This is a genomic window from Klebsiella sp. RC2 (genome assembly GCF_014192815.1).
GTDB classification, from domain to species: Bacteria; Pseudomonadota; Gammaproteobacteria; order Enterobacterales; family Enterobacteriaceae; genus Klebsiella; species Klebsiella variicola.
In genome coordinates this window covers 322891-347014 of the sequence record NZ_JACHYL010000003.1, presented here as the reverse complement: position 1 = coordinate 347014, position 24124 = coordinate 322891, and the positions used below count along the sequence as shown (strand labels likewise).

The 24124-nt window shown below is 59.1% G+C and carries 23 protein-coding genes; 8 read left to right on the top strand and 15 right to left on the bottom strand.

What is annotated here, in order from left to right:
- Positions 1–136 precede the first annotated feature (136 nt).
- Entirely contained in the window at positions 137–1462 is a 1326-nt protein-coding gene (locus FHW76_RS11285; protein WP_044613590.1) for an MFS transporter, read from the bottom strand.
- A gap of 382 nt (positions 1463–1844) precedes the next feature.
- Between FHW76_RS11285 and FHW76_RS11280 the strand changes: the two genes are divergently transcribed.
- The gene (locus tag FHW76_RS11280) at positions 1845–2645 is read left to right on the top strand and encodes a YdcF family protein (protein ID WP_183476689.1); all 801 of its coding nucleotides are present in this window, start codon (positions 1845–1847) and stop codon (positions 2643–2645) included.
- Positions 2646–2706: 61 nt separating this feature from the next.
- Here FHW76_RS11280 and FHW76_RS11275 read toward each other — a convergent pair whose 3' ends face one another.
- Positions 2707–2844 carry a hypothetical protein gene (locus FHW76_RS11275; RefSeq protein WP_012541908.1) on the bottom strand — a complete coding sequence of 46 codons (138 nt, stop codon included), beginning with the start codon at positions 2842–2844 and terminating at the stop codon, positions 2707–2709.
- Here FHW76_RS11275 and aldA point away from each other — a divergent pair.
- Positions 2843–4282 carry an aldehyde dehydrogenase gene (aldA, locus tag FHW76_RS11270; protein ID WP_042947953.1) on the top strand — a complete coding sequence of 480 codons (1440 nt, stop codon included), beginning with the start codon at positions 2843–2845 and terminating at the stop codon, positions 4280–4282. The two genes, FHW76_RS11275 and aldA, sit on opposite strands and share 2 nt — an antisense overlap.
- Before the next feature lie 48 nt (positions 4283–4330).
- Here the strand turns inward: aldA and gap are convergent, their stop codons facing one another.
- Entirely contained in the window at positions 4331–5329 is a 999-nt protein-coding gene (gene gap / locus FHW76_RS11265; RefSeq protein WP_016160929.1) for a type I glyceraldehyde-3-phosphate dehydrogenase, read from the bottom strand.
- A 282-nt stretch (positions 5330–5611) separates the two neighbouring features.
- On the opposite strand from gap, the gene FHW76_RS11260 reads away from it, so the two are divergent.
- Positions 5612–5770: a YqaE/Pmp3 family membrane protein gene (locus FHW76_RS11260; protein WP_002903230.1), complete on the top strand. Its 159-nt coding sequence runs from the start codon at positions 5612–5614 to the stop codon at positions 5768–5770.
- A 38-nt stretch (positions 5771–5808) separates the two neighbouring features.
- Here the strand turns inward: FHW76_RS11260 and FHW76_RS11255 are convergent, their stop codons facing one another.
- From FHW76_RS11255 to FHW76_RS11240, 4 genes are all read right to left on the bottom strand, one after another.
- Positions 5809–6201 carry a DUF1398 domain-containing protein gene (locus FHW76_RS11255; RefSeq protein WP_008805086.1) on the bottom strand — a complete coding sequence of 131 codons (393 nt, stop codon included), beginning with the start codon at positions 6199–6201 and terminating at the stop codon, positions 5809–5811.
- A 260-nt stretch (positions 6202–6461) separates the two neighbouring features.
- The gene (yedF, locus tag FHW76_RS11250; protein ID WP_002903233.1) at positions 6462–6695 is read right to left on the bottom strand and encodes a sulfurtransferase-like selenium metabolism protein YedF; all 234 of its coding nucleotides are present in this window, start codon (positions 6693–6695) and stop codon (positions 6462–6464) included.
- Positions 6692–7903, bottom strand: coding sequence for a selenium metabolism membrane protein YedE/FdhT (gene yedE / locus FHW76_RS11245; RefSeq protein ID WP_012541906.1), 1212 nt, complete (start codon positions 7901–7903; stop codon positions 6692–6694). Before yedE ends, yedF begins: the two co-directional genes overlap by 4 nt.
- 103 nt (positions 7904–8006) lie before the next feature.
- On the bottom strand, positions 8007–8360 hold the full coding sequence (locus tag FHW76_RS11240) for a DUF1304 domain-containing protein (RefSeq protein ID WP_022066007.1): 354 nt from the start codon (positions 8358–8360) through the stop codon (positions 8007–8009).
- Positions 8361–8596: 236 nt separating this feature from the next.
- On the opposite strand from FHW76_RS11240, the gene FHW76_RS11235 reads away from it, so the two are divergent.
- Positions 8597–9076 (top strand): hypothetical protein, encoded by a 480-nt coding sequence (locus FHW76_RS11235; RefSeq protein ID WP_162493319.1) that lies wholly within the window; start codon positions 8597–8599, stop codon positions 9074–9076.
- A gap of 69 nt (positions 9077–9145) precedes the next feature.
- Here FHW76_RS11235 and ydfZ read toward each other — a convergent pair whose 3' ends face one another.
- A complete protein-coding gene (gene ydfZ, locus FHW76_RS11230) occupies positions 9146–9349 on the bottom strand; it encodes a putative selenium delivery protein YdfZ (RefSeq protein ID WP_004151566.1) in 204 nt (67 codons plus the stop codon).
- A 299-nt stretch (positions 9350–9648) separates the two neighbouring features.
- Between ydfZ and FHW76_RS11225 the strand changes: the two genes are divergently transcribed.
- Positions 9649–10677, top strand: a complete 1029-nt coding sequence (locus tag FHW76_RS11225; protein WP_183476687.1) for a CorA family divalent cation transporter — start codon at positions 9649–9651, stop codon at positions 10675–10677.
- Between the two features lie 13 nt (positions 10678–10690).
- Here the strand turns inward: FHW76_RS11225 and FHW76_RS11220 are convergent, their stop codons facing one another.
- Both FHW76_RS11220 and malX read right to left on the bottom strand, forming a co-directional pair.
- Positions 10691–11863 (bottom strand): MalY/PatB family protein, encoded by a 1173-nt coding sequence (locus tag FHW76_RS11220; protein ID WP_129765908.1) that lies wholly within the window; start codon positions 11861–11863, stop codon positions 10691–10693.
- A 52-nt stretch (positions 11864–11915) separates the two neighbouring features.
- Positions 11916–13508: a maltose/glucose-specific PTS transporter subunit IIBC gene (gene malX, locus FHW76_RS11215; protein WP_012541901.1), complete on the bottom strand. Its 1593-nt coding sequence runs from the start codon at positions 13506–13508 to the stop codon at positions 11916–11918.
- 173 nt (positions 13509–13681) lie between these two features.
- Between malX and FHW76_RS11210 the strand changes: the two genes are divergently transcribed.
- Positions 13682–14710 (top strand): Mal regulon transcriptional regulator MalI, encoded by a 1029-nt coding sequence (locus FHW76_RS11210; protein WP_008805079.1) that lies wholly within the window; start codon positions 13682–13684, stop codon positions 14708–14710.
- 37 nt (positions 14711–14747) lie between these two features.
- Here FHW76_RS11210 and FHW76_RS11205 read toward each other — a convergent pair whose 3' ends face one another.
- Positions 14748–16307, bottom strand: coding sequence for a YdgA family protein (locus FHW76_RS11205; protein ID WP_032735477.1), 1560 nt, complete (start codon positions 16305–16307; stop codon positions 14748–14750).
- Between the two features lie 87 nt (positions 16308–16394).
- Positions 16395–17573: a mannose-6-phosphate isomerase gene (manA, locus tag FHW76_RS11200; RefSeq protein ID WP_183476685.1), complete on the bottom strand. Its 1179-nt coding sequence runs from the start codon at positions 17571–17573 to the stop codon at positions 16395–16397.
- 201 nt (positions 17574–17774) lie between these two features.
- Between manA and fumA the strand changes: the two genes are divergently transcribed.
- Both fumA and fumC read left to right on the top strand, forming a co-directional pair.
- Complete coding sequence (fumA, locus tag FHW76_RS11195) at positions 17775–19421, top strand: class I fumarate hydratase FumA (protein WP_183476683.1); 1647 nt, start codon at positions 17775–17777, stop codon at positions 19419–19421.
- A gap of 337 nt (positions 19422–19758) precedes the next feature.
- Positions 19759–21159, top strand: coding sequence for a class II fumarate hydratase (fumC, locus tag FHW76_RS11190; protein WP_012541897.1), 1401 nt, complete (start codon positions 19759–19761; stop codon positions 21157–21159).
- Here the strand turns inward: fumC and tus are convergent.
- The 3 genes from tus to FHW76_RS11175 all read right to left on the bottom strand — a co-directional run bounded on the left by tus (position 21149) and on the right by FHW76_RS11175 (position 24072).
- Positions 21149–22081, bottom strand: coding sequence for a DNA replication terminus site-binding protein (gene tus, locus FHW76_RS11185; RefSeq protein ID WP_183476769.1), 933 nt, complete (start codon positions 22079–22081; stop codon positions 21149–21151). The genes fumC and tus overlap by 11 nt on opposite strands.
- A 74-nt stretch (positions 22082–22155) precedes the next feature.
- Complete coding sequence (rstB, locus tag FHW76_RS11180; RefSeq protein WP_039103296.1) at positions 22156–23457, bottom strand: two-component system sensor histidine kinase RstB; 1302 nt, start codon at positions 23455–23457, stop codon at positions 22156–22158.
- A gap of 240 nt (positions 23458–23697) precedes the next feature.
- Complete coding sequence (locus FHW76_RS11175) at positions 23698–24072, bottom strand: SDR family NAD(P)-dependent oxidoreductase (RefSeq protein WP_012968337.1); 375 nt, start codon at positions 24070–24072, stop codon at positions 23698–23700.
- Positions 24073–24124: the final 52 nt, after the last annotated feature.

Sequence of the window (24124 nt, the reverse complement as noted above, 5' to 3'; positions counted from 1 at the left end):
GCTTTACCGGGCCTACATGCTTACCGGACCTGGGATGAGCGGTATCCCCCGCGGCGTGATCTCCCTCTGTAGGCCCGCGCAAGCGCAGCGCCGCCGGGCGGGATAGTCGGCACGCTACCTGCCCAGACGGCGGCGGTTAGGCGCTTTCCGCCCGGGAAGGGGCCGCACCCGGCGCGGACTTCATCCGGCTGGCGCAGAAAATTGCCAGCAGCGAAATCACCACCGTTACGCCCAGATAAACGGCCACCGGCCGCCAGTCCCCGTCATATTTTGCCAGCAGACCGGTGGCGATAAGCGGCGCGGTGCCCCCGGCCAGCGCGGCACCCAGCTGGTAGCCGAGGGTGATCCCGGTATAGCGCACATTGGCGCTGAAAATCTCAGAGCACAAGGTGCCGAGCACCGCAGTTACCGGCGCCCACAGGATGCCGAAGGCAACGACCGTCGCCAGCATGATGCCCCAGTTGGTGCCGGTGTCGAGCAGCAGGAACCACGGAACGATAAACAGCCCCAGCAGCACCACGCTCAGGGTATACATCTTTTGCCGCCCCACCTTGTCTGACAGCAGCCCCATCAGCGGGATCATCACGGTGGCCACCAGCGCGCCCAGGGTCACGGATTCCAGCGCCTGCGACTTCTGGTAGCTCAGGGTGGTGGTGGCATAGCTGACCACAAAGGTGGAGAAGATATAGAATGGGGCGGTCTCCACCACTTTCAGACCGGCGGCAATCAGCACTTCCCGCCAGTGGTGCTTGAGCGTTTCGCGCAGCGGGGCCTTCGCCACCTGGCCGGATTTTTTCACCTGCTTAAAGGCGGGCGTTTCGTCGATATCTTTGCGGATCCACAGGCCGAGAAAAACGAGAACGGAGCTGAGCAGGAACGGTATGCGCCAGCCCCAGGCGAGAAACTGCGCCTCGTCAAACAGGGTCATCAGCGAGACGATAAACGTCGCCATCAGCATGCCGATGGTCACGCCGGCCTGGGGAATGCTGCCGAAAAAGCCTTTCCGCTTTTCCGGCGCGTATTCGTAGGCCAGCAGCAGCGCACCGCCCCATTCACCGCCGATACCCATGCCCTGAATAATGCGCAGGGTAATCAGCAGGGCGGGCGCCCAGAGGCCCACCATCTCATAGGTGGGAAGCAGGCCGATCGCCACCGTGGCGCTGCCCATCAGCGACAGGGTCAGCACCAGCGTCTTCTTGCGGCCGATGCGATCGCCGATATGAGCGAAAATGACGCCGCCGATGGGGCGGATAAAAAACGTCAGCGAGAAGGAGAGCCAGGAGAGGATCAGGCCGATGACCGGGTCGACCATCGGAAAGAAGATTTTGTTGAACACCAGCGCGGCGGCGGTGCCATAGAGAAAATAATCGAACCATTCGATGGCGCTGCCTGTCAGGCTGGCGATCAGGACCTTCTTGTTTTTCTGCAGAATGGATGCAGTGTTGTCTTGTGGATTGCTCATTACGAAACGTTCTCCCGCCACGGTAAATAGGTCAGGTGTCACTCTGTGTAAACAGGGTGCAACCTGGTGTGAAAAAAGGTTGTGTAATTGTTAAGCAACTTAGGGTTGAAGGTTACAATTGGCAAGTTCATCGCTGGCAAACTGGGCGACATGGCGAGGTTTGGCGTGGTGTAACCGCGACGCTATTTTTTATTTTCCACCTGATTTTGCTGTTTTTTGTTATTTTCATAGTGAGTTGTTCAGGTGCAACCCGCCTGTTTTTAGATGTTTCTTGTTATTTCAAAATGGTTACAAATTAACGCCGCTTTGCCTCCCGCGAGGCGGCGTTTATGATGGCGAAAGCATCCTCTCCGATCGGCTGAGAGGGAATTAAGGAGACAGAATGGCAGAACAATTTCCCCGGCTGTCGGCGGCGACGCTGGCGGCGGCTAACCAGGTCGGCGCCTGGCTGGCGCAGGACGATCTGGCGACGCTGCCCGCGCTGCCGCAGGTGGACGTGGTGGTGCTGGCCGGCAACGCCGTGATCCCGACCATCGACGCCGCCTGCCGGCTGGCGGCGGAACGGGAAGTCCCGCTGCTGATCAGCGGCGGCGTGGGACATTCTACGAACTATCTCTACGAGGCGGTGCGCCAGGATACCCGTTACCGTATGTTGCCGGTGGCGGGGCGTCCGGAAGCGCATATTCTGGCCGATATTGCTCATGACTACTGGCACATTCCGCGCTCGCGGCTGGTGGTGGAGGACCAGTCGACCAACTGCGGCGAGAACGCCCGTTTTACCCGGACCACGCTGGAGAACGGGGGGATCCCTCATCGTCGCGGGATCGTCATTCAGGACCCCACCATGCAGCGGCGAACCATGGCCACCTTCGCCCGCGTCTGGCAGGGGGTGGCGACACCGCCACAGTGGCTGAGCTTTCCCGGCTGCTCGCCGGTGCTGGAGCAGACCGATGGTCAACTGGGGTTCGCGGGCGGCGGGGCGGGGCTGTGGCCGGTCGCCCGCTACCTGGCGCTGCTGCTGGGCGAGCTGCCGCGCCTGCAGGATACGCCTGAAGGATACGGTCCGCGGGGGAAAGACTTCATCAGCCACGTCACCTTCCCGCCGGAGATCCTCGATGCCTGGCGACAGCTGCGGGAGGACGGCCAGCTTGCCGGGGCGCTGCAGGCCCGCACCCTCGGCTGAAAACTGCCCGTTTGCGGCAGATTTATCGCAAACGGGCAATTTGTGTTATTGGAATGTAACCTCAACCGGGCATTTTTGGCCCGGTTTTATGAATCAGCTCACAGAACGGCGCCAACGTGCTGCGAAGCCACGGCTTATCCGCCCGATATTTAACAAAAAAATCACTTGTTAAATACAAACGCACTACAGGAGCAGCCATGACAGCACCCGTTCAACACCAAATGTATATTGATGGCCAGTTCGTTTCCGGTCGCGGCGACGGCTGGATCGACGTGCTTAACCCGGCGACCGAAGCGCTGCTGTCGCGGATCCCGGACGGGACTGCTGAAGAGGCGCGGCTGGCGATTGACGCGGCTGAGCGCGCCCAGCCCGCCTGGGAAGCGCTGCCGGCCATTGAGCGTGCGGGTTGGTTACGCAAAATTGCCGCTGGTATCCGCCAGCGTGCTGAAGAGATTGCCGGGCTGATCGTGGCTGAAGGCGGCAAGATCCAGCAGCTGGCTGCGGTGGAAGTCGCATTCACCGCGGACTATCTCGACTATATGGCCGAATGGGCGCGCCGTTACGAAGGCGAGATCGTGCAGAGCGATCGCCCTGGGGAGAATATCCTCGTCTTTAAACGCGCGCTGGGGGTGACCACCGGGATCCTGCCGTGGAACTTCCCGTTCTTTCTTATCGCCCGCAAGCTGGCGCCGGCCCTGATCACCGGGAATACCATCGTCATTAAGCCCAGCGAATTTACGCCCAATAATGCCATCGCCTTTGCCGAGATTGTCCATCAGGTAGGGTTGCCGAAAGGGGTCTTTAACCTGGTGCTCGGCCGCGGAGAAACCGTTGGTCAGGAGCTGGCCGGCAATCCAAAGGTGGCGATGGTCAGCATGACCGGTAGCGTGGCGGCAGGAGAGAAAATCATGGCCGCTGCGGCGAAAAATATCACCAAAGTGTGCCTCGAACTCGGCGGCAAAGCGCCAGCCATTGTGATGGATGATGCGGATCTGGAGCTGGCGGTGAAAGCGGTGGTGGACTCGCGGGTGATTAACACCGGGCAGGTGTGTAACTGCGTCGAGCGGGTCTATGTTCAGCAGGACATTTACGACCGCTTCGTCAACCGCCTCGGCGAGGCGATGAAGGCCGTGCAGTTTGGCGACCCGGCGACGCGGGATGACATCGCGATGGGGCCGCTGATCAACGCGGCGGCGCGGGACCAGGTGGCGGGCAAAGTGGCGAAGGCGGTGGCGCAGGGGGCGCGGGTGGCGCTGGGCGGGCAGCCGCTGGAGGGCAAAGGCTATTTTTATCCGCCGACCCTGCTGCTGGATGTGCGTCAGGAGATGGACATTATCCACGAGGAAACCTTCGGGCCGGTGCTGCCGGTGGTGGCGTTTTCGACCCTCGATGAGGCGCTGGCGATGGCCAATGACAGCGACTATGGCCTGACCTCCTCGATCTATACCCGCGATCTGAACGTGGCGATGAAGGCGATTAAGGGACTGAAGTTCGGCGAAACCTATATCAACCGGGAAAACTTTGAGGCGATGCAGGGTTTCCACGCCGGCTGGCGCAAATCGGGGATCGGCGGCGCTGATGGCCGCCACGGGCTGAATGAGTACCTGCAGACCCAGGTGGTCTATCTGCAGGCCTGAGGTACTTAACTCCGAGCCGGCGGGCAGCTCAGGCGGCCCGCCGTTCGCTTAGCGGGCGAATTTCTCCAGCACGCGGATCAACTGGGTGACGAAGCCGTATTCGTTATCATACCAGGCGACGGTTTTCACCAGCTGTACGCCGCCGGCCTCCACAATCTCCAGCTGGGTGGCATCGTAGATCGAGCCGAAATGGCTGCCGATGATGTCGGAAGAGACAATCTCTTCTTCGGTGTAGCCGAAGGATTCATTGCCCTCAGCCGCCTGCTTCATCGCCTGATTGACCTCATCCGCAGTCACTTTTTTCTCCAGCACCGACACCAGCTCTGTCACCGAACCCGTTTTTGTCGGCACACGCTGGGCATGGCCCTTCAGTTTACCGCTCAGGGCGGGGATCACCAGGCCGATGGCCTTTGCCGCACCTGTGGTGTGCGGGATGACGTTTTCTGCCGCCGCTCTGGAGGCGCGCAGATCTTTGCCGCGCGGCCCGTCCACCAGCGACTGGGTGCCGGTATAAGCATGGATGGTGGTCATGGTGCCCACGGTGATGCCGAAGGCATCCTGGAGGACTTTGGCCATCGGCGCCAGGCAGTTGGTGGTGCAGGAGGCCACGGAGATGATGGTGTCATCCGGGGTCAGGGTGTCATCGTTGACGTTGTAGACGATGGTTTTCATCTCGCCAGCGGGGGCGGAAATCAGCACTTTGCGCGCGCCGGCCTGGAGATGGGCTTGCGATTTCTCGGCCGAGGTGTAAAACCCGGTACACTCCACAATCACCTCTGCGCCTGCCGCCTGCCACGGAATATGCTGCGCCTCTTTTTCGGCATACACCGTAATGGTTTTGCCGTTGACGATCAGCGCATCTTCCGTAAAGTCGACGCTCCACGGAAAGGGGCCGTAGTTTGAATCATGCTTCAACAAATAGGCCAGCACCTTTGGCGAGGTGAGGTCGTTGATAGCCACCACTTCCAGGCTGCTGTCGACTTCTAATAAACGGCGTAACACCAAACGTCCGATACGACCAAATCCATTAATCCCAAGTTTACTCATGGACATTCTCCGGTTGGTAAAACGACTCGATGTGATAAAACTCCTCCAGGCTTAGTCCTGTCCCCCTGATTGGTCAACTGACAATCTGTGCGGTATGCCAGCGTTTCCGGGCCGGGGAGGAAAAAAGTGGATGTTTTCCCGGCCTTTTTTAGCGCTGACGGCAGGGAATAATTTTTGTTACCGGAGATGAGGGGGCCGCCTGCTGGCGAAGCGGTGAAAAGCGTCTATGCTTAACTATTGAATAGCTTAGTAAAATATTGACGTTAGACGAAGGGAGAGGTTATGGGATTCTGGAGAATCGTTTTCACTATCATTCTGCCGCCGCTGGGCGTACTGCTGGGGAAAGGCTTCGGCTGGGCGTTTATTCTCAACATTATTCTGACCCTGCTGGGCTATATTCCTGGCCTGATCCACGCCTTCTGGGTGCAGACCCGCGACTGAGGGGCGAGCAGATAACCACGCCTCCCCCTGGGACCCGCTCAGGGGGGCATCAGGCTCTCTTTATACAGCAGCGTATTATCCTTCGACCAGTAGTGCCGGGTCTCCTCTTCCAGATCAACAATCCACTTAAACACGCCGGCGCTGGCGAGATCCTTGCAGTACTGTTCAAAGTTGATGGCGCCGGCAAAATGGCGGATGACCGCGGCCGAGGTCAGTCGATGGCTGGGGGCGCTGCGCACGCGTAGCAGGCCGCGGGCGCTTTTTATCGAAATCACCTCGTCGTTTGCCATCACGAAATTCATATTGCCGGTGGAGACAAAATAGATGTAGTAGGAGACCTGATGCCGGCGGAGTTCACTGGCGAAGGTGGTAAAATCGGCATCCGCGCGAACCTGTTCGAAAAAGTGACCCAGCCTTGCCAGCAGTTCCATTTCAATCCTTGTTGTGTTGTTGCTGCGCATGGTTTCGGCGTCTGTCGGCATAAACCATTCACACGTTTACTTATTCGTATTTTAATAATATAGGCGCGTTATATTAATGGTTATTATGTAACTGGAACATCGTTTCAAGTGTTACAAGCTATTGCAAAGGTTCGCAGGGGATCCTCGAGGCAGGCAGAAGGTGTGGTAAGACGGGAAGAGGCGAAATTAGCGCCGGCGATGATCGTCGCCGGCGGGGCCATGAGCCGCGGCTATTTCTGGATCAGATAGCGAATGGTTGGGCCATCCTGCTGAATATCCAGCACCGTATAGCCATGGTTCCTGGCATCGAGTGGAATGTTATTGATCGACTGCGGACAGTCGCTGACCACTTCCAGGATCTCGCCTTTTTGCAGGGAGGGCATCGCTTCCAGAGTGGCCACGGCCGGATAGGGACAGGGTTCGCCGACCATATCCAGGCGATAATCAGGGATGATGTTTTTCATGCGCTCTCCTTCACGGTCCGGACCGCCGTCGACTGGCGGCGGAAAAAATGTCTTTCCCAGGCGATCACCAGCAGCAGGGCGATCAGCAGCAGCAGATAGGTCGCCAGCAGCCCGCCGAAGGGGCCGAAGGCGTTCAGCAGGTTGATTTTTTGCCAGTGGGTGGCGAGCGGAGCGGCGATATCGTCCCAGCACCAGGCGAGCAGCGTTGAGCCAATGACATTGCCCAGCCCAACCCACCAGTAGTGAACCTGGCCCTCCACCGCCCGGTACATCCAGCCGGTTTCACAGCCGCCGGCCAGCACGATGCCAAAGCCAAACAGCAGCCCGCCAATCGCCGCATTGGGACCGGCCCACATAATTTTCGGCGCCATCCCCAATTGCACATAGCTAAAGATACCGATGGCGCTCGCCGCCATGCCGAAGATAATCGCCTTCGCCATCACCGTCCGGCCGGTGATCCACATATCGCGAAAGGCGGAGGTAAAGCAGATCTGCGCGCGCTCAATAAGCAGACCGAAGCCGATGCCGAACAGCATCGCCAGGCCGAGCGCCGGGTGGTCTGCGGCGGTGAGCAGGCCCCAGCCGATCATGGCGAAAAAGATCACCATCCCCAGCCGGAAACGGCGGCGCGCCTGCTGCGGTTTTTGGGTTAACGGCGAGGCGGCGGACACCTTTTGCATTTTTACCGGGATGCGAAAAAGGGGCAGCAGCGTGAAGCGGGCGCCAAACCAGGAGCCGATGGCGGTGGCGATGGCAAACAGCCAGGCGTGCAGGGAGAACTGCGGAATACCGGTGAAAAAAGCCGCCAGATTGCAGCCCATCGCCAGACGTGCGCCGAACCCGGCGATGATGCCGCCTGCCACGGCCTGCACAATGCGGATCCGGCTGCGTGGAAAGCGCAGTTTGACGTTATTGGCCCATAGCGCGGCGGCCAGGCAGCCGCCGAACATGCCGATGATCATCCTGCCATCGATGCGGGTCAGCGGCGTCCCTTCGAGATGAATCAGCTGGTAATAGCCCCACTGTTCGCTGTGGACGCCCAGCAGTTGCAGCAGTTGACCACCCCAGCGGGTGAATTCGCCGGTCACCGCCCAGAAGGTGCCGGTGATGCCAAAATAGTAGGTGGAGAGGATGCCCGCCGCGATGACCGCCGGGACAGGGGACCAGAACCGGATAAGCCAGGCCTGTTTGAAGGATTGCCATGTCATAAAAATGCCTCTGAACTCAGAAGGTATTAAAGGTCGATGACCGACCGAAGGGGGCAAATAGTACCCGCCTTAACGCCTGCTTTCTCTGTTTTGGATCAAGGCCCTACGCTTGCGCCACCACGGCAAGCAGCGCCAGCAGTGCGGGCAGCGCCTGAATATAGAGAATTTTGCGGCTGGCGGTTAGCGCGCCGAAAATCCCGGCGACCAGCACGCAGGCCAGGAAAAAGATAACCACCTGCACCCCCGGCGCCCCCAGCCACAGCCCCCACGCCAGGCCGGCGGCCAGAAAACCGTTATACAACCCCTGGTTGGCCGCCAGCACCCGGGTCTCCCGGGCGAAATCGGCGCTGAGGTTAAAGGCCCGGCGCCCGGCGGGGGCTTCCCAGAGAAACATCTCCAGCACCAGGATGGCGAGATGAATAATAGCGACCAGCGCAACGAGGAGAGTGGCTAACACAGCAGTCCTTAATCAATAAGATGAATGTGTCTGCAGTATAGCTGCAAGCGCTAACGAAGCGGGAGCGCCGCTGCTATAGTGCAGATAGGGTCATGTTTTCTGCCGCGACCAGCGTCGGTTATCTGATTGCCCTTCGGTTTAGTTTAGCGGTGCTAGTATGCCGGGTTCTTTTTTACGGGTGTGGTGTAGGTTGCTGAATGTTAAATAAATTATGGATTTTGTTATCAGGGCTACTGGTGGTTGCCATGCCGTCGGCGCAGGCCGGGGAATTAAACCTCTATTCGATGAATACCGGCTCCTATGTTTATCATATGACCGGTAACCACGGACAATATAACGAGCATTTCAATAACAATTTTTTCTCGGTGGAGCGCAAGTTTTCTCAGGATTCAAAATACAGCGTGCTGGTCGGAACGATGAAAAACAGCTTTGACGATCGCTGTTTGACCCTCGGCGTGCGCCGCGACTGGCTGAAAAACGATACCGGCTGGGTGCTGAAAGGGGTGTATGCCTATACCGGGGAATTTTTCTTTGACGCCTTCAGCCACTGTGGGGATTCCGGCACCTACCGCACCGCCAAAAAAATCACCGGCGTCGGTTTTTCGCCCTACCTCTATCATGGTCTGCAATATAACTTCACCGATTATTTCGGTGTGGAAGGCGGCATTATTGTGCCGGCGATCTTTGTGATGAGTATTCAGTGGAGCTTTCGCTAGCCGCTTTATTATCCGGGAAAAGAGCAGGCCGCCTCAGGTGGCCTGCTACTGATGACCTGGCGGCAGGAATTAATGGAAGCCGAGACGGATCAGATCTAACGGGCAAAAGCGGCCCTCGCAGCCGTCGATTTCAACGCAGTCCGCCCGGCGAAGCTGCTCGGCGGTTTTCCCTTCACCATGGATAGCTTTAATCACGCCTGTTGTGCCGTTACCGGCGATCATTACCATGCTGCCGGTAGCAATAGCGTTACGATTACGGTCATAGGTTTTCATGGTCTCCTCCTCAATAAACCAGGGTAAGCAATGATTAAGCGGCTAAAGTAATACGCTTTTTTGCCTAAAAAAGTTTTGAGGATAATCAAATTTATTTTAATAACCCCGGAGCGAAAAGGGCCACAAGTCCCCTCTATTCACGCCGATCGCATCGCCTGCGTGGCGCGCGACACTGACGGCAATATGTCATTCAGGTTACTGTTTTATGACCAGATTATTAACCTTGCCAGCCCGCGGAAAATAGCGAAAGATGGCGCTATTCGGGCATCAACAGTGCCAGTGCGTGTCCTGAGGGAGCCATGAGTCAAGACGTCACCGCGAAGATGTTAAAGCCCGATTTTGATAGTGAAGTTTCCGGTCTGGTGCATGGTTATCTGTTTCATGAACAGCGCCCCCCGCAGCCCATCGCCTCTGGCGAGGTGTGCGCCCGTTATCAGGCGCTCGCCGATGACAAGGCGTTTATCTGGTTACACCTGAATCTCAATCATGCCACCGCCGAAAAATGGTTAACCAGCCACTTTCCGGTGGCGGACTTTTTCTTCGAGGAGATCCGCAGCGGCTCGCACACCACCCGCATTGAGCGACAGGGGGAGAATCTGTTCGCTGTGCTCAACGATGTGCTGTTTCGTCCGCAGGATACCAGTGCGGAAACCGCCACGCTGTGGCTCTACTGTAGCCCTAAGCTGGTGGTGACGGCGCGCTTCAAACCGTTGCGGTTTATCGAATGGATGCTGCCGCGTCTGCAGACGCTCAGGGTGAATACCTCTACCGAGCTGCTGGCTTTTCTGCTGGAGGAGCAGGAGGAGGTGCTGGAGCAGGTCGTCCGCCAGGCCAGCCGCCATGTCGACCTTATTGAAGAGCGTCTCCTGAGCAATCACGTGCAGAGCAACCGGGCCGATCTGGCGCGGCTGCGGCGGATGCTTTTACGTTTTCAGCGGCTGCTGGCGCCGGAGCCGGCGGCGATGTTCCGGCTGCTTAACCGGCCGCCGGCGTGGATGGATCGTGCAGTGGTGCAGGCGTTTCGTCAGTTCACCGAAGAGTTTAGCGTGGTGCTCAATGACCTGTCCGGCCTGATCGAGCGCATCAGTCTGCTGCAGGAGGAGATTGGCGCCCGCCAGCTGGAACAGAGCAACCGCACCCTCTACACCCTGACGGTGATCACGGTCCTCGCGCTGCCGATTAACATCGTCGCTGGCTTCTTCGGCATGAATGTCGGGGGGATCCCGCTGGCGAGTAACCACCACGGGTTTATCCTGCTGGTGGTGATAGTCGCCATCTTTACCCTCGGCGCCGGCTACCTGGCATTCCGCCGGCGCGATGACCTGTAGATTGCGCGTCGAATCAGCTGAGGCTGCGCAGGGCGGCAATCAGTCCTTCGACACCGCGTTCCAGCTTCTCGCGCGGGCAGCCGACGTTGAGGCGCAGAAAGCCGTTGCCCTCAGGACCATAGGTATAACCCGGCATAATCGCCACCTTCTGTTCGGCGATCAGCGCCTGCTGTAGCGCGTGATCGTCGATGTTCAGGGGGCGCAGGTCGATCCACGCCAGGTAGGTGGCCTCCGGCGGCTGCCAACAGAGCGCGGGGAAGGCATTATTAAGCGTGTCGGCGACATAGCGCATATTCGCCTGCAGATAGTCACGCAAGGCGTCGAGCCAGGGAGCCCCGTCGCGGTAGGCGGCGATATGGGCGACCAGCGCCGGCACGGAGGGAGAAGAGAGCCCGTCGCGGGCCTTCAGCGCCTGCAGGTAGTTGTCGCGCGCGTTCGCCTCAGGGATAAAGCCATAGGCCCCGGTAAAGGCCGGAATATTAAAGCTCTTCGAACCGGAGGTGAACAGCGCCCATGGCCCCTGAGCGACCTCGCTCCACGGGATATGGCGGTGTTTGTCCCAGGCCATGTCCATATGAATTTCGTCGCTAATCACCCTGACGCCATGTTTTTGACACAGGGCCGCCATGGTTTGGAGCTCCTCCCGACGCCAGACTTTCCCCGTTGGGTTGTGCGGGCTGCACAGCAGCAGCAGGGTATTCTTCGGTTCCGCCAGCACGGCTTCCAGGCGGGCCATATCGCAGTGCCATTGATTATTCGTCAGGGTCAATGGCACCGGGGCAATCTCCCGGCGGTTAGCGGTGATGGTCTTATAGAATGCATCGTAGGCAGGGGTATGGACGACGACCCCGTCGCCTTCGCTCGACCACTGGCGGATGGTTTCCGCCACCATGTAGATAACCGACGGCCCGTAGACCACCGTTTGCGGATCGATGACGCTGTTAAACCGGCTGGCGTACCAGTGGGCAATCGCCCCGAGAAACGCCTCGTTCCGCCAGCGACTGTAGCCGAACACCCCGTGGGCCAGCCGCTGGCTGACGGCGTCGAGAATGCAGGGCGCGGTGGCGAAATCCATATCGGAGATGGTGAACGGCAGCAGGTCGGCGGCGCCAAACCGGTCGGCGACATAGTCCCACTGTGTGCACCAGGTACCGTGGCGGTCGATGGGGGTGGCAAAATCAAACATCGGAACTTCCTTAGCGAATGTCCCCCTCCGCGCGGAAGGGGGACCAGTGGGGTCAGGCCTGAACAGTATTCATCAATACGGCCATTTCATCTTTTACTGACTGCACCTGCGGGCCAATAACCACCTGCAGGTTATGCTGATTGAGCTGAACCACCCCGATGGCGCGATGGGCTTTCAGCGCGGCGGCGTCCACTTTGCTCATATCGTGTACCGACAGACGCAGACGAGTAATGCAGTTATCCAGCGAAACAATGTTCTCGGCGCCGCCGAGCGCCGCCAGAATCGCCGGCACGTTATAGCCGGATTTGCCGATGGTACCGGCGACGGCTTTCTCCACGCTGGCGGCGGTGTCGATATCGCGGCCCGGCGTTTTCAGATTGAAGCGGGTGATGGCGAAGCGGAAGATGGCATAGTAGACCGCGAACCAGATAGCCGCTACCACCGGCACCAGATACCACTTGGTCGCCAGGCCATGCAGGATGCCAAACACCACGAAGTCAATGATATTGCCGTCGGTGTTGCCGATGGTCACCCCGAGCACCGCCATGATGGTAAAGCCGAGACCGGTCAGCAGCGCGTGGATGACATACAGCACCGGCGCGACGAACAGAAACAGGAACTCCAGCGGCTCGGTGGTGCCGCCGACCACGCAGGCGATGACCCCGGAGATCAGCAGGCCTTTAATTTTATGCCGGTTTTCCGGACGGGCGCAGTGGTACATCGCCAGCGCGGCTCCCGGCAGGCCGCCGAGGAAGGCCGGCATTTTACCCTGCGACAGGAAGCGGGTGGCGCTTTCGGAGAAGCCGTGGGTGGTTGGGCAGCTTAGCTGCGCCTGGAAGATGGTCAGCGCGCCGCTGACGCTGTGGCCGCAGACGTCGAGGGTACCGCCGGCTTCAGTGAAGCGGATCAGCGCCACCAGAATGTGGTGCAGGCCAAACGGCAGCAGCAGTCGCTCGCCGGTGCCGAAGATCATCGGGCCAAAATCCCCGGCGCTGTTGATCATCTTCCCGAGGGCGTTGATCCCCATGGCGAAGACTGGCCACACCAGCGGGATCGCCAGCCCGACCAGACCCAGCACCACGGTGGTGATGATCGGCACGAAGCGGGTGCCACCGAAGAAGGCCAGGGCGTCCGGCAGGCGAATGTTATGGAAGCGTTCATGCAGCAGCCAGACGATAATCCCGGCGATAACCGCGCCGAGGATCCCGGTATCGATCGACGGAATACCGATGATGTTCTGGATATTGTTGGCCTTCAGGATCGCGGCGTCGGTGGTGGGCAGAATGCCTTTCGCCGTCAGCCAGAAGTTGACCGCCAGGTTCATGACCGCGTAGCCGACAAAGCCGGCGAAGGCGGCGACGCCTTTGTTCTCCCGCGCCAGTCCCAGTGGGATGGCGATACAGAACATGACCGGCAGGAAGCTGAAGGCAAAGGAGCCGACTTTGCTCATCCAGATAAAGATGGCCTGCAGCAGCGGCATATCCAGCCACGGCAGCAGCGTCAAAACATCGTGACTGCTTAACGAACTGCCGATCCCCAGCATGATCCCACAAAACGAGAGCAACGCTACGGGCAGCATAAAGGTTTTTCCGAGCTGCTGGAAAAACTCCCATAAAGTGATTTTTGGTGCTGTTTTCGCCGTCATAACACGGTTCCTGATTCTCAAGTGGTCGGGAAGAACTAACGCCACGGCAAGATAAAACGTTTTACCAGTTTTTAGTGCGATAAAAATCACATAATCAAGCGATAATAAGGTTTATAAAGATTGCACAATGATAAAACGTTTTATCGACAGGCAAGGGAGTCAGCCAGCACGTTATGGCTATCGCAAAAAAGATCACCATCAATGATGTGGCGCAGGCCGCCGGGGTCTCCGTGAGCACCGTCTCGCTGGTGCTGAGCGGTAAAGGGCGCATCTCCAGCGCCACCGGCGAGCGGGTTAATCAGGCCATCGAACAGCTGGGATTTGTGCGCAACCGCCAGGCCGCCTCGCTGCGTGGCGGGCAGAGCGGGGTGATTGGCCTTATCGTTAGCGATCTGTCAAAGCCGTTTTACGCCGAATTAACCGCCGGCCTCACCGACGCCCTGGAAAGGCAGGGGAAAATGGTGTTCCTCACACAGGGCGGGCGCAGCGGCGAGAAGATAGACCAGCGGTTTGATACCCTCGCGGCGCAGGGGGTCGACGGGGTGATCATCGCCGGGTCGATCGATCGCGGGAGCGAACTGCGCGAGCGGGCCGCGCAGGCCGGCGTGCCGCTGGTGTTTGCTTCCCGCGCCAGCTACCTTGACGATGTCGACCTGATCCGCCCGGACAACATGCAGGCGGCGCAGCTGGTGACCGAGCATCTTATCCGCCGCGGCCATCAGCGGATCGCCTGGCTTGGCGGGCAGAGCTCGTCGCTGACGCGCGCCGAGCGGGTCGGCGGCTATTGCGCCACCTTGCTGAAATACGGTCTGCCGTTTCACAGCGAATGGGTGCTGGAGTGCGAGTCGAGCCAGAAGCAGGCGGCGGAGGCGATGGCGGGGCTGTTGCGCCAGAACCCGACCATCACCGCGGTGCTGTGCTACAACAACGTGGTGGCCACCGGCGCGTGGTTTGGTTTACTGCGGGCCGGAAGGCAGAGCGGAGAGGATGGCGTCGAGAGCTATTTCGAACAGCGGGTGGCGCTGGCGGCCTTCGCCGACGTGCCGGAGGCGGCGCTGGATGACCTGCCGCTCACCTGGGTAACGACCCCGGCGCGCGAGATGGGGAAAACCCTGGCAGAGTCGATGCTGCGACGGCTGGAGGAAGGCACCGGCGAGGCGCGAAACCAGATTATGCCGCCGCGGCTGGTGACACGGAAGTGAGGGAGACGGCGCGATGGCCGTCTCCTGAGACGATAAGTTACGGCTGCGGGGCGGCGTCGTCCTGCTGAGGAGCGGCGTCATCCTGTTGCGGCTGGCCTTCCTGCGGCGCCGCGTCCGGTTGAGCAGGCGCTTCCAGACCAAACATCGCGGCAAAATCCTCCAGCGGCATTTTCTGTCCGTTCAGCGTCACCTGGCCGTTAGCGTACTGCAGGCTGCTGCTGATGGCGTTATCTTCCATGGTGGTGATGCGGAACATCTGGCCCATCGCCGCCAGGCCTTTGACCTGCTGATCGGCGAGTTTGGCCGCATCGGCTGGCTGGTAACCTTCCAGACCGGCGATTTTGGTCATCAACTCCGTCGCCATATCCACCGGGATCACCACCTTGCCGTCAAGGGACTGCACCACGCGATCCAGACTGTCCGCCAGGGTCTGCGGTGGGGTGGTCACCTGGGCCGGATCCTTCAGCAGAACCGACAGATTCAGGGTACTTTCCCCTTTGGCATTGCGCCAGCTCAGCGGAGAGATGGTCACCGATGGGTTGCCTTTAAGCAGGATCGGCAGCGCATTGAACAGGGTTTCGGTTAACGCCTGCTGGTACAGTTCCGGGTTTTGCGCCAGTTCCGGTTTTGCCAGCAGCGCCTGAGACTGTGCACTGTACTGCTGACTAAACTGGTGCCACGCCTGACCGTCGACATTATCCACTTTCAGCGTCAGTTTGCCGCTGCCCATATCCTGCCCCTGCAGCTTGAGGCTGTTGACGGTGTAGTTCACCTGGCTGTTCACGCCTTTGCCGTCCTGGGTCAGCGTCGAGCCGCCGTCCAGCGCCATCCCGTCAACCAGCGCCAGCTCTTTGCCTTCGACGCTGATGGCCAGTTTATCGAGGGTCATTTTTTGCTGGCCGATACGTTCGTTGAAGCTGGCCAGTTCGGTGGCGCCGTCGGTGGTCAGGTTGACGAAGCGCAGCTGTACCTTCTGATTATATTCGTTGAGCGCATCGATCTGCCCGCTGCCGGCCTGGCCCTTCAGGCTGATGTTTTTGCCGTCGCGGTCGGCGTCGAGCTGGAACTGACCGCCGCTGAAGGTGACTTTCTCATCACCTTTGGCATAGTCGAGGGCATTGAGCACGATCGCCGACTGGCTGTCGCCGCTGTAGGCGATGCGTGTATCGACGGTAAAGGGAGTGTTGCCTTTGGCGATCTCGAACAGCGCCTGGCTGGCATCATTTTTCACCAGCGTGGTGTGGACCGAGGCCATCGCCGGGGCCAGATTAAAGGTTTTTAATGAGGCCAGCGGGAAGGGTCCATGATCGACCACCTCGTCAAGTACCACGCTCTGTCCGGCGGCCAGCCAGCTGTTGGCCTGACCGGCGATCGGCTTAACCACCAGCTGCAGATGGCTGCTGAACAGCCCGCGCTGGTAATTCTGATAGCTCAGCTCCAGACCTGATTCCGGCGCGCTGCTGCGTAGCTGCGCGTTAGCCTGCTGCACCATATCGGCGATCCGGCCTTCCAGCTGTTTGCCGGTGTACCAGGCGCCGCCTGTCCATACCACGCCCAGCGCCACGATGATGCCTGCTGCGACCAGCGATTTTTTCATAGCATTTGTCCATAAATGAAGCCAGGCGGAGAGACCGCCTGGCTGAGTTGTCATCATTCAGTAAGCGCGACCTGAAAGGTCAGTCACTTACTGGAGCTTATTGAACACGCGCGCCACGCGGCCGCGTCCGCTGACCTGCACCGGTGATTCGTTGGCGGCCACGAAAGCCGACTCGCCCGGCTTGAGCGTCAGGCTCTGGTCACCTTTGTGCAGCACGGCTTCGCCGTCGACGCAGAAAATAATCGCCGCGCTCGCCTGAGCCAGATCGCTGGCCTCGGCGGAGAGGTCGTGCAGCGAGAAGGCAAAATCTTCCACCGGGATCGGGAAGTCCAGCTCTGCGCCGTGCTGCTGCGGCTGGGTCAACAGCTCACCCGCCGGTTTGGCTTCGAACTTGACGTTAGCGACCAGCTCAGGAATATCAATGTATTTCGGCGTCAGACCGGCACGCAGTACGTTATCCGAGTTGGCCATCACCTCCAGCGCCACCCCCTGCAGATAGGCATGCGGCGTTTCGGCGAACAGGAACATGGCTTCGCCAGGGTTCAGCTTCACCACGTTCAGCAGCAGCGGCGAGAAGAGGCCGCTGTCGTCCGGATAGAATTCCGCGATCAGGCGGATAGTCTGCCACGGTTCGCCTTGTTCACGGGCCAGTACGTCGCGCAGCACCTGCAGCGCCTTGGCTTTTTCCTCGCCCTGCATATTGAGCAGGCTGGCAAACAGCTGGCTCAGATGAGCCGCATCCGGCTGCTGCAGGAAGGCGCCAATCGCCGGATGCGCGCTAGCCACCGGCTGCAGCAGGGTGACAATCTCGCTGAACTCGCGAAACGCATTCATCGCCAGGAACGGCGTCAGGGCAAAAACCAGCTCCGGCTTGTGGTTTGGATCTTTATAGTTACGCTCGGCGGCGGAGAGCGGGATGCCGGCGGCGTTCTCGCGGGCGAAACCTTCTTCCGAGGCCTGCTTGTTGGGATGGACCTGAATAGAGAGCGGCTGAGCGGCGCACAGCACTTTAAACAGGAACGGCAGCTCACCAAAGCGGGCGGCAACCTTGTCGCCGAGCAGGGCGGTTTTATCCGAGTCAATCACCTCGCGCAGCGAACGCGGCTGGCCGTCGGCCGCCAGGATCTGCGAGCTGCTCTTCGGATGCGCCCCCATCCACAGCTCCGCCATCGGCAGGTTGTCCGGGTTGGCAATGCCATACAGTTCAGTTAAAGCGGTGTGGCTTCCCCATGCGTAGTTCTGTACGGCGTTGATCAGCTTTTGCATTCTCATTCCCTGTATCAATCAAAGTAAAAATTATTGCTCTATTAAACCAGTAAACCGTGGAGAAGCAACTGCTGAAAGAAAAAGTCGTCCCTGTCTCAGTTTTTGTTAAAAAATTGTGTAAGATTGATCGACTCGCTTTTCTACAGGCACATGGAGTCCCTGCCTGAAACATAATCAGCCAAAGCAGTAAGTGAGAGTACAATGTCGAATAAACCGTTTGTTTACCAGGATCCTTTTCCCCTCAAAAAGGATGACACCGAGTATTATCTCCTCAGCAGTGATTACGTCTCCGTCGCCGAATTTGCCGGCCAGGAAGTGCTAAAAGTCGACCCTCAGGCGCTAACCCTTCTGGCGCAGCATGCTTTCCACGACGCCTCCTTTATGCTTCGCCCGGCGCATCAGCAGCAGGTGGCGGATATCCTTAACGACCCGGAAGCCAGCGAAAACGACAAATACGTCGCCCTGCAGTTCCTGCGCAACTCGGATATCGCCGCCAAAGGCATTCTGCCCACCTGCCAGGACACCGGCACCGCGATCATCATGGGTAAAAAAGGCCAGCGCGTGTGGACCGGCGGCGGTGATGAAGCCGCTCTGGCGCAGGGTGTGTACAACACCTATATCCAGGACAACCTGCGCTACTCGCAGAACGCGCCGCTGGATATGTATAAAGAGGTTAACACCGGTACCAACCTGCCGGCGCAGATCGATCTTTATGCTACCGATGGCGATGAGTACAAATTCCTCTGCATCGCCAAGGGCGGCGGTTCGGCGAACAAAACCTATCTGTACCAGGAAACCAAAGCGCTGATCACCCCGGCGAAGCTGAAAAACTATCTGGTTGAGAAGATGCGCACCCTCGGGACCGCCGCTTGTCCGCCGTACCATATCGCCTTTGTGATCGGCGGGACTTCGGCGGAAGCGACGCTGAAAACCGTGAAGCTGGCCTCCACCAAATACTACGATGGCCTGCCGACCGAAGGTAACGAGCATGGCCAGGCGTTCCGCGACATTCAGCTGGAGCAGGAGCTGCTGCTGGAAGCGCAGAACCTTGGCCTCGGCGCGCAGTTCGGCGGGAAATACTTCGCCCACGATATCCGCGTGATCCGTCTGCCACGCCACGGCGCTTCCTGCCCGGTAGGGATGGGCGTCTCCTGTTCCGCCGACCGCAACATCAAAGCCAAAATCAACCGCGACGGCATCTGGATCGAGAAGCTGGAGAGCAATCCGGGGAAATATATCCCTGAGCATCTGCGCCAGGCCGGGGAAGGCGAAGCGGTGAAGGTGAATCTTAACCAGCCGATGAGCGAAATCCTGGCGCTGCTGTCGCAGTACCCGGTGTCCACCCGTTTGTCGCTGAGCGGCACTATTATCGTGGCCCGCGATATCGCTCACGCCAAGCTGAAGGAGCTTATCGACAGCGGTGAAGCACTGCCGCAGTACGTCAAAGATCACCCGATCTACTATGCCGGTCCGGCCAAGACACCGGACGGTTACGCCTCCGGCTCTCTGGGACCGACCACCGCAGGGCGCATGGATTCATACGTTGATCTGCTGCAGTCGCACGGCGCGAGCATGGTAATGCTGGCGAAAGGCAACCGCAGCCAGCAGGTGACCGATGCCTGCCATAAACACGGCGGCTTCTACCTCGGCAGCATTGGCGGCCCGGCAGCAGTGCTCGCCCAGCAGAGCATTAAGAGCCTCGAATGCGTGGCATATCCGGAGCTGGGTATGGAGGCTATCTGGAAAATTGAAGTGGAGGATTTCCCGGCGTTTATCCTCGTCGATGATAAAGGCAATGACTTCTTCCAGCAGATCCAGACGTCGCAGTGCGCCCGCTGCGTGAAGTAACCCAGACCGCCCTTCGGGGCGGCTCTGGCCGATGACAAACCGGTTTTCGTTATTGTGATCGCCTTTCTGCCGGGTGGCGGCTTTCGCCTTACCCGGCCTGCGAAAAACAGCAATATTAAACAGTTAGGCAATTCTCTGTAGTCCCGCGCAAGCGCAGCGCCGCCGGGCAATCCCGACGATTGCATTTTGTCAGCGGTCTGGGCCGCCCTTCGGGCGGCTTTTTTATGTCGCTTCGCGGCACGAACCACCAAAACAACTTATAAATCTGGCCAATACTTAGTCTTTTAAGCAGGTGAGCTTTGTCGCTATGACGCACTTTGAATCCAAGGAGAAAGTAATGACAACGCATCGCAGTGAAAAAGACTCGATGGGCGCCATCGACGTCCCGGCCGATAAACTCTGGGGCGCCCAGACCCAGCGCTCGCTGGAGCATTTCCGCATATCAAGCGAAAAAATGCCCGGGGAGCTGATTTACGCCCTGGCGCTGACCAAGCGGGCGGCGGCGAAGGTTAATCAGGATCTCGGGTTGCTGACGGCGGAGAAAGCCGGGGCGATCGTCGCTGCCGCTGACGAAGTCCTCGCCGGAAAGCACGCGCAGGAGTTCCCGCTGGCTATCTGGCAGACCGGCTCCGGCACCCAAAGCAATATGAATATGAACGAGGTGCTGGCCAACCGCGCCAGTGAACTGCTGGGCGGTGAACGGGGGATGGCGCGAAAAATTCATCCCAATGACGATGTGAATAAGAGCCAGAGCTCAAATGACGTGTTCCCCACCGCCATGCACGTCGCGGCGCTGATTGCCCTGCGGGAAAAAGTGATCCCGTCGCTGCAGGCGCTGCGGGCGACGCTCAATGAAAAAGCAGTAGCCTTCAGGGATATCGTCAAGATCGGCCGCACCCATCTGCAGGACGCCACGCCGCTCACGTTAGGCCAGGAGATCTCCGGCTGGGTGGCGATGCTGGACCATAGCCTGAAGCACATCGAAGCCAGTCAGCCGCATCTTGCCGAGCTGGCGCTGGGCGGGACGGCGGTAGGAACCGGGCTGAATACCCATCCGGAGTATGCCGTGCGGGTGGCGGCCGAGCTGGCGTCGCTCAGCGGACAACCATTTGTCACCGCACCAAACAAATTCGAAGCGTTGGCCACTGTGGATGCCCTGGTCCATGCCCACGGCGCGCTGAAAGGCCTGGCGGCGTCCCTGATGAAAATCGCTAACGATGTCCGCTGGCTGGCCTCCGGCCCCCGCTGCGGCATTGGCGAAATCGCCATCCCGGAAAACGAGCCAGGGTCATCGATTATGCCCGGCAAGGTTAACCCAACCCAGTGCGAAGCCCTGACCATGGTCTGCTGCCAGGTGATGGGCAACGACGTGGCGGTGAATATCGGTGGCGCCTCCGGCAACTTTGAGCTTAACGTCTATCGCCCGATGGTCATCCACAACTTCCTGCAGTCGGTGCGTCTGCTGGCGGACGGCATGGCAAGTTTTAACGAGCACTGTGCGGTGGGTATTGAACCGAATCGCGAGCGGATCAGCCAGCTGCTCAATGAGTCGCTGATGCTGGTCACTGCGCTGAATACCCATATCGGCTACGACAAGGCGGCGGAAATCGCTAAAAAAGCGCACCATGAGGGGCTGACCCTCAAAGCCTCGGCGCTGGCGCTGGGCTACCTGACGGAAGCCGAATTCGACAGCTGGGTGCGCCCTGAGGAGATGGTTGGCAGCCTGGCTACTCGCTAGCCAGCCAGAGGTGCAGGCGCGGGATAAGTAATCTCAGCGACTGCGCCTCCGGTTTGTAGCGGTACTGGACATTGTCGGCGTCATAGTTCAGCAATTCGCCGATATCCGGGACGCTGACCCCCTGGCTGCCGGATATCAGCGCGATCAGCGGGCTGGGGCAGGCGTACTGCACCTGTTTCTGCTCGCTGGCGTACCAGACGCGGGCAATCGGCTGCACTTTCACCGGCCGTTTGATTTTCAGCCGCGCCCGCTGCGGCAGGGCGGCGATGTCCTGATACTCCCTCTCAAGCTTGCTCTGCCACTGCTCACGGGTCCACGGCGGCACCGCTCGCGGTGATTGCAGGCTTTTCTCCAGCATCATCAATACCTGGTCGCGGGTCAGGTTCTTGATCACGTGTTTATTGGCCCAGCCGAAGCGGATGGTGCTGGGGTCGATAAGGGGCGTCAGCGTGCGGTAGGCGCTGAGGGTGATCAAGCCCGGCAGGTGGCGATGCACCCATTCAAAACGGGCAGTGGGGGGCAGGCCAGAATCGACGGTGACGATTTTCTCGAAGGTAGCCTTCAGGGCGTTAATATGCTGAATGCGCGCCTGCAGATCCTGCTGCTCCGCAGCGGTGACCTGCAGGCAGATAGCCCCTGGCAGGCGGACGGCGGCCTTGCTGCTGCGGTTTTCCGACTGCTGCTGGATAAACAGATGGCTGAAGTGGCGCAGGGCGAGGGCCAGCGCCGCCTTGCCGCTGTGCTGCACCACCGGTATGTTGGCCAGCGGATCGTGCTCGGCATCCTTACTGATCGCCGGCAGTTCAAATACCCTGGCCGCCAGCAGCCGACAGCTGCTTAATGCCTGCTGGAGCGTCTGCAGCTCCAGCTCGATCTGGCGAAAGGTATCATTCAGACGTTCAACAAGATCGTAGCTGGCCATCATTTCACCTTAGTTACAACATACTATTTGATTTTTACAGCATACGCAGCGCGCGGCCGCTGCGCAAGTTTTATTCAGGCAGAGGTAAAATCGGGCAACTGATGATAAACCGGCCAGCTAAAGCAGAAGCGGGCGCCGCCGAGAGGGCTGGCCTCACAGCGCACGTCACCGCCCATCGCCTGGGCGATACTGTGCACAATCGCCAGGCCGAGGCCACAACCTCCTGTCGCCCGATCGCGGCTGGGGTCAAGACGGACAAAGGGCTCAAACACCCGCTCGCGCTCTTCGGGAGCGATTCCCGGGCCGTCATCCTCGACCTGCAGCGACGCGCGCGGACCCTGTAGGGTCAGGCTGACCGCCACCCGCTGGGTGCTGTAGCGCAGGGCGTTATTCACCAGATTATCCAGTACCCGCTCCATCAGCCGCATATCCAGCGCGCCGTAGTTGCCGTGGGTCAGCGTCGCCAGAGCGACCTCGCGCTGCGGGTTGACCATCTGGATATCCTCGACGTGATCGCTGATCCAGGCGGGAAAGTCAGGCGTCGTCAGGCTGAGTTCCGTCTGCGGGCGGTCGAGGCGGGCGTAGGTCAGGAGCTCTTCAATCAGCGCCTCCAGCTGGCCGATATCGCGGTTCAGCGCTTGCGATTCCGCCTCGGTGAGGTTTTCGCTCATCTCCAGACGGTAGCGCAGGCGGACCAGCGGCGTCCTGAGCTCATGGGCGATACCGTCAATCAACTGCTTCTTACTGGCAATGAGGGCGTTAATGTTATCGGCCATTTGGTTAAAGGCCACGCCGAGCCGTTCAAAGCTGGACATGCTGTCAAAATGAATGCGCTCGCTGAAGTGGCCCTCGCCAAAGCGCTGGGCAGCGGTTTCAATGCGCAACATGTCCTGCCAGTGCGGACGCATCCAGATAAACACCGGAAAGGCCAGCGAGATAGCAATAAACGCCATCAGCGCCACGTCCAGCAGGCGCATTTCATGCAGAAAATAGAGATAAGGCACCGGGCCCACCGACAGCACATAATGGCTGCGGGGAATACGCTGAATAAAGGTGTACTGGTCATCCAGCGCGACAATATCGCCGGCGCGCAGGTGCTGCATCGAGCTTTCCGACAGCTTAAATTTGCTGATCGGCTCGATGTGCAGATCGAACGACAGGTTCAGATCCAGCTCTTTGAGCGTCTTGCTCCAGTCGCGCGGCGGAATTTCCCGCAGCTCGCTGCGCATCAGATACAGCGAACTTTTCATCAAATCGTCCAGCGACTGTCGTCCGGCGCGCTCAGCGGTAAATTTATAGACCAGACCGACCAGCATGGTCATTACCAGAAAGCAAACGAAGAGCAAAAGATAGAACTGCACAAACAGCTTTTTCATTAAATCTCACTTAAATCAGAATGTTAATTACCTATCTTTTGCCTTCATGGCGCGGTGTGGTATGTGTCTTTCCGCTAAAGCGGTGATGCAGGAACGAAACCAGACCGCAGTCCAGGGCGTTTGTCACGGCAGAATATACCGCAAAATCACTTCTGCGTTTCACGCCCGGTTTAATGCGCTATCAAAGCAGGGTTCACCCTCACTGACAACATCCCGTACGCATAAATAATGACGGAGCCCTTATAAGCGCAGCAGTCCGCCATCCACCACATACTGGGAACGGACGTTGTTGGCCATGATGGTATCGAACTGCGTTTCGGTGGTATTTTCCACCGTAGAAAAGGCGAGCTGCCCGGCGTTCAGCCACAGGCCATCCAGCATGCCAAATGATTCTACAGACTCGGCGAGGGCATGCGCCGCCTCAGGTTTCGCACCATCGTTCTGAAGAAACCAGGCACGCTCGGGCAGCAATGTGCGTAACGACGCCAGTTTTTGCTGATGGCGTCCGGTCAGCATCACTTCGCCCCCTTCATCAATAATGCGCATTGCCCCCGCCAGACCAATACCGCTGCTCGCCCCTGTAATCACAATTTTCTTACCTGAGAACCGTCCCATTGTCTCTCCCGTACCGCGTGAGTGTTGAGTTAACTCACACTAGAACAATGAA

Bases quoted from the DNA above. Each gene is read 5' to 3' on its own strand.
- FHW76_RS11285 (WP_044613590.1), bottom strand. From the start codon at position 1,462: ATGAGCAATCCACAAGACAACACTGCATCCATTCTGCAGAAAAACAAG.
- FHW76_RS11280 (WP_183476689.1), top strand. From the start codon at position 1,845: ATGGCAGAACAATTTCCCCGGCTGTCGGCGGCGACGCTGGCGGCGGCT.
- aldA (WP_042947953.1), top strand. From the start codon at position 2,843: ATGACAGCACCCGTTCAACACCAAATGTATATTGATGGCCAGTTCGTT.
- FHW76_RS11275 (WP_012541908.1), bottom strand. From the start codon at position 2,844: ATGGCTGCTCCTGTAGTGCGTTTGTATTTAACAAGTGATTTTTTTGTT.
- gap (WP_016160929.1), bottom strand. From the start codon at position 5,329: ATGAGTAAACTTGGGATTAATGGATTTGGTCGTATCGGACGTTTGGTG.
- FHW76_RS11260 (WP_002903230.1), top strand. From the start codon at position 5,612: ATGGGATTCTGGAGAATCGTTTTCACTATCATTCTGCCGCCGCTGGGC.
- FHW76_RS11255 (WP_008805086.1), bottom strand. From the start codon at position 6,201: ATGGAACTGCTGGCAAGGCTGGGTCACTTTTTCGAACAGGTTCGCGCG.
- yedF (WP_002903233.1), bottom strand. From the start codon at position 6,695: ATGAAAAACATCATCCCTGATTATCGCCTGGATATGGTCGGCGAACCC.
- yedE (WP_012541906.1), bottom strand. From the start codon at position 7,903: ATGACATGGCAATCCTTCAAACAGGCCTGGCTTATCCGGTTCTGGTCC.
- ydfZ (WP_004151566.1), bottom strand. From the start codon at position 9,349: ATGAAAACCTATGACCGTAATCGTAACGCTATTGCTACCGGCAGCATG.
- FHW76_RS11225 (WP_183476687.1), top strand. From the start codon at position 9,649: ATGAGTCAAGACGTCACCGCGAAGATGTTAAAGCCCGATTTTGATAGT.
- FHW76_RS11220 (WP_129765908.1), bottom strand. From the start codon at position 11,863: ATGTTTGATTTTGCCACCCCCATCGACCGCCACGGTACCTGGTGCACA.
- malX (WP_012541901.1), bottom strand. From the start codon at position 13,508: ATGACGGCGAAAACAGCACCAAAAATCACTTTATGGGAGTTTTTCCAG.
- FHW76_RS11210 (WP_008805079.1), top strand. From the start codon at position 13,682: ATGGCTATCGCAAAAAAGATCACCATCAATGATGTGGCGCAGGCCGCC.
- FHW76_RS11205 (WP_032735477.1), bottom strand. From the start codon at position 16,307: ATGAAAAAATCGCTGGTCGCAGCAGGCATCATCGTGGCGCTGGGCGTG.
- manA (WP_183476685.1), bottom strand. From the start codon at position 17,573: ATGCAAAAGCTGATCAACGCCGTACAGAACTACGCATGGGGAAGCCAC.
- fumA (WP_183476683.1), top strand. From the start codon at position 17,775: ATGTCGAATAAACCGTTTGTTTACCAGGATCCTTTTCCCCTCAAAAAG.
- fumC (WP_012541897.1), top strand. From the start codon at position 19,759: ATGACAACGCATCGCAGTGAAAAAGACTCGATGGGCGCCATCGACGTC.
- tus (WP_183476769.1), bottom strand. From the start codon at position 22,081: ATGGCCAGCTACGATCTTGTTGAACGTCTGAATGATACCTTTCGCCAG.
- rstB (WP_039103296.1), bottom strand. From the start codon at position 23,457: ATGAAAAAGCTGTTTGTGCAGTTCTATCTTTTGCTCTTCGTTTGCTTT.
- FHW76_RS11175 (WP_012968337.1), bottom strand. From the start codon at position 24,072: ATGGGACGGTTCTCAGGTAAGAAAATTGTGATTACAGGGGCGAGCAGC.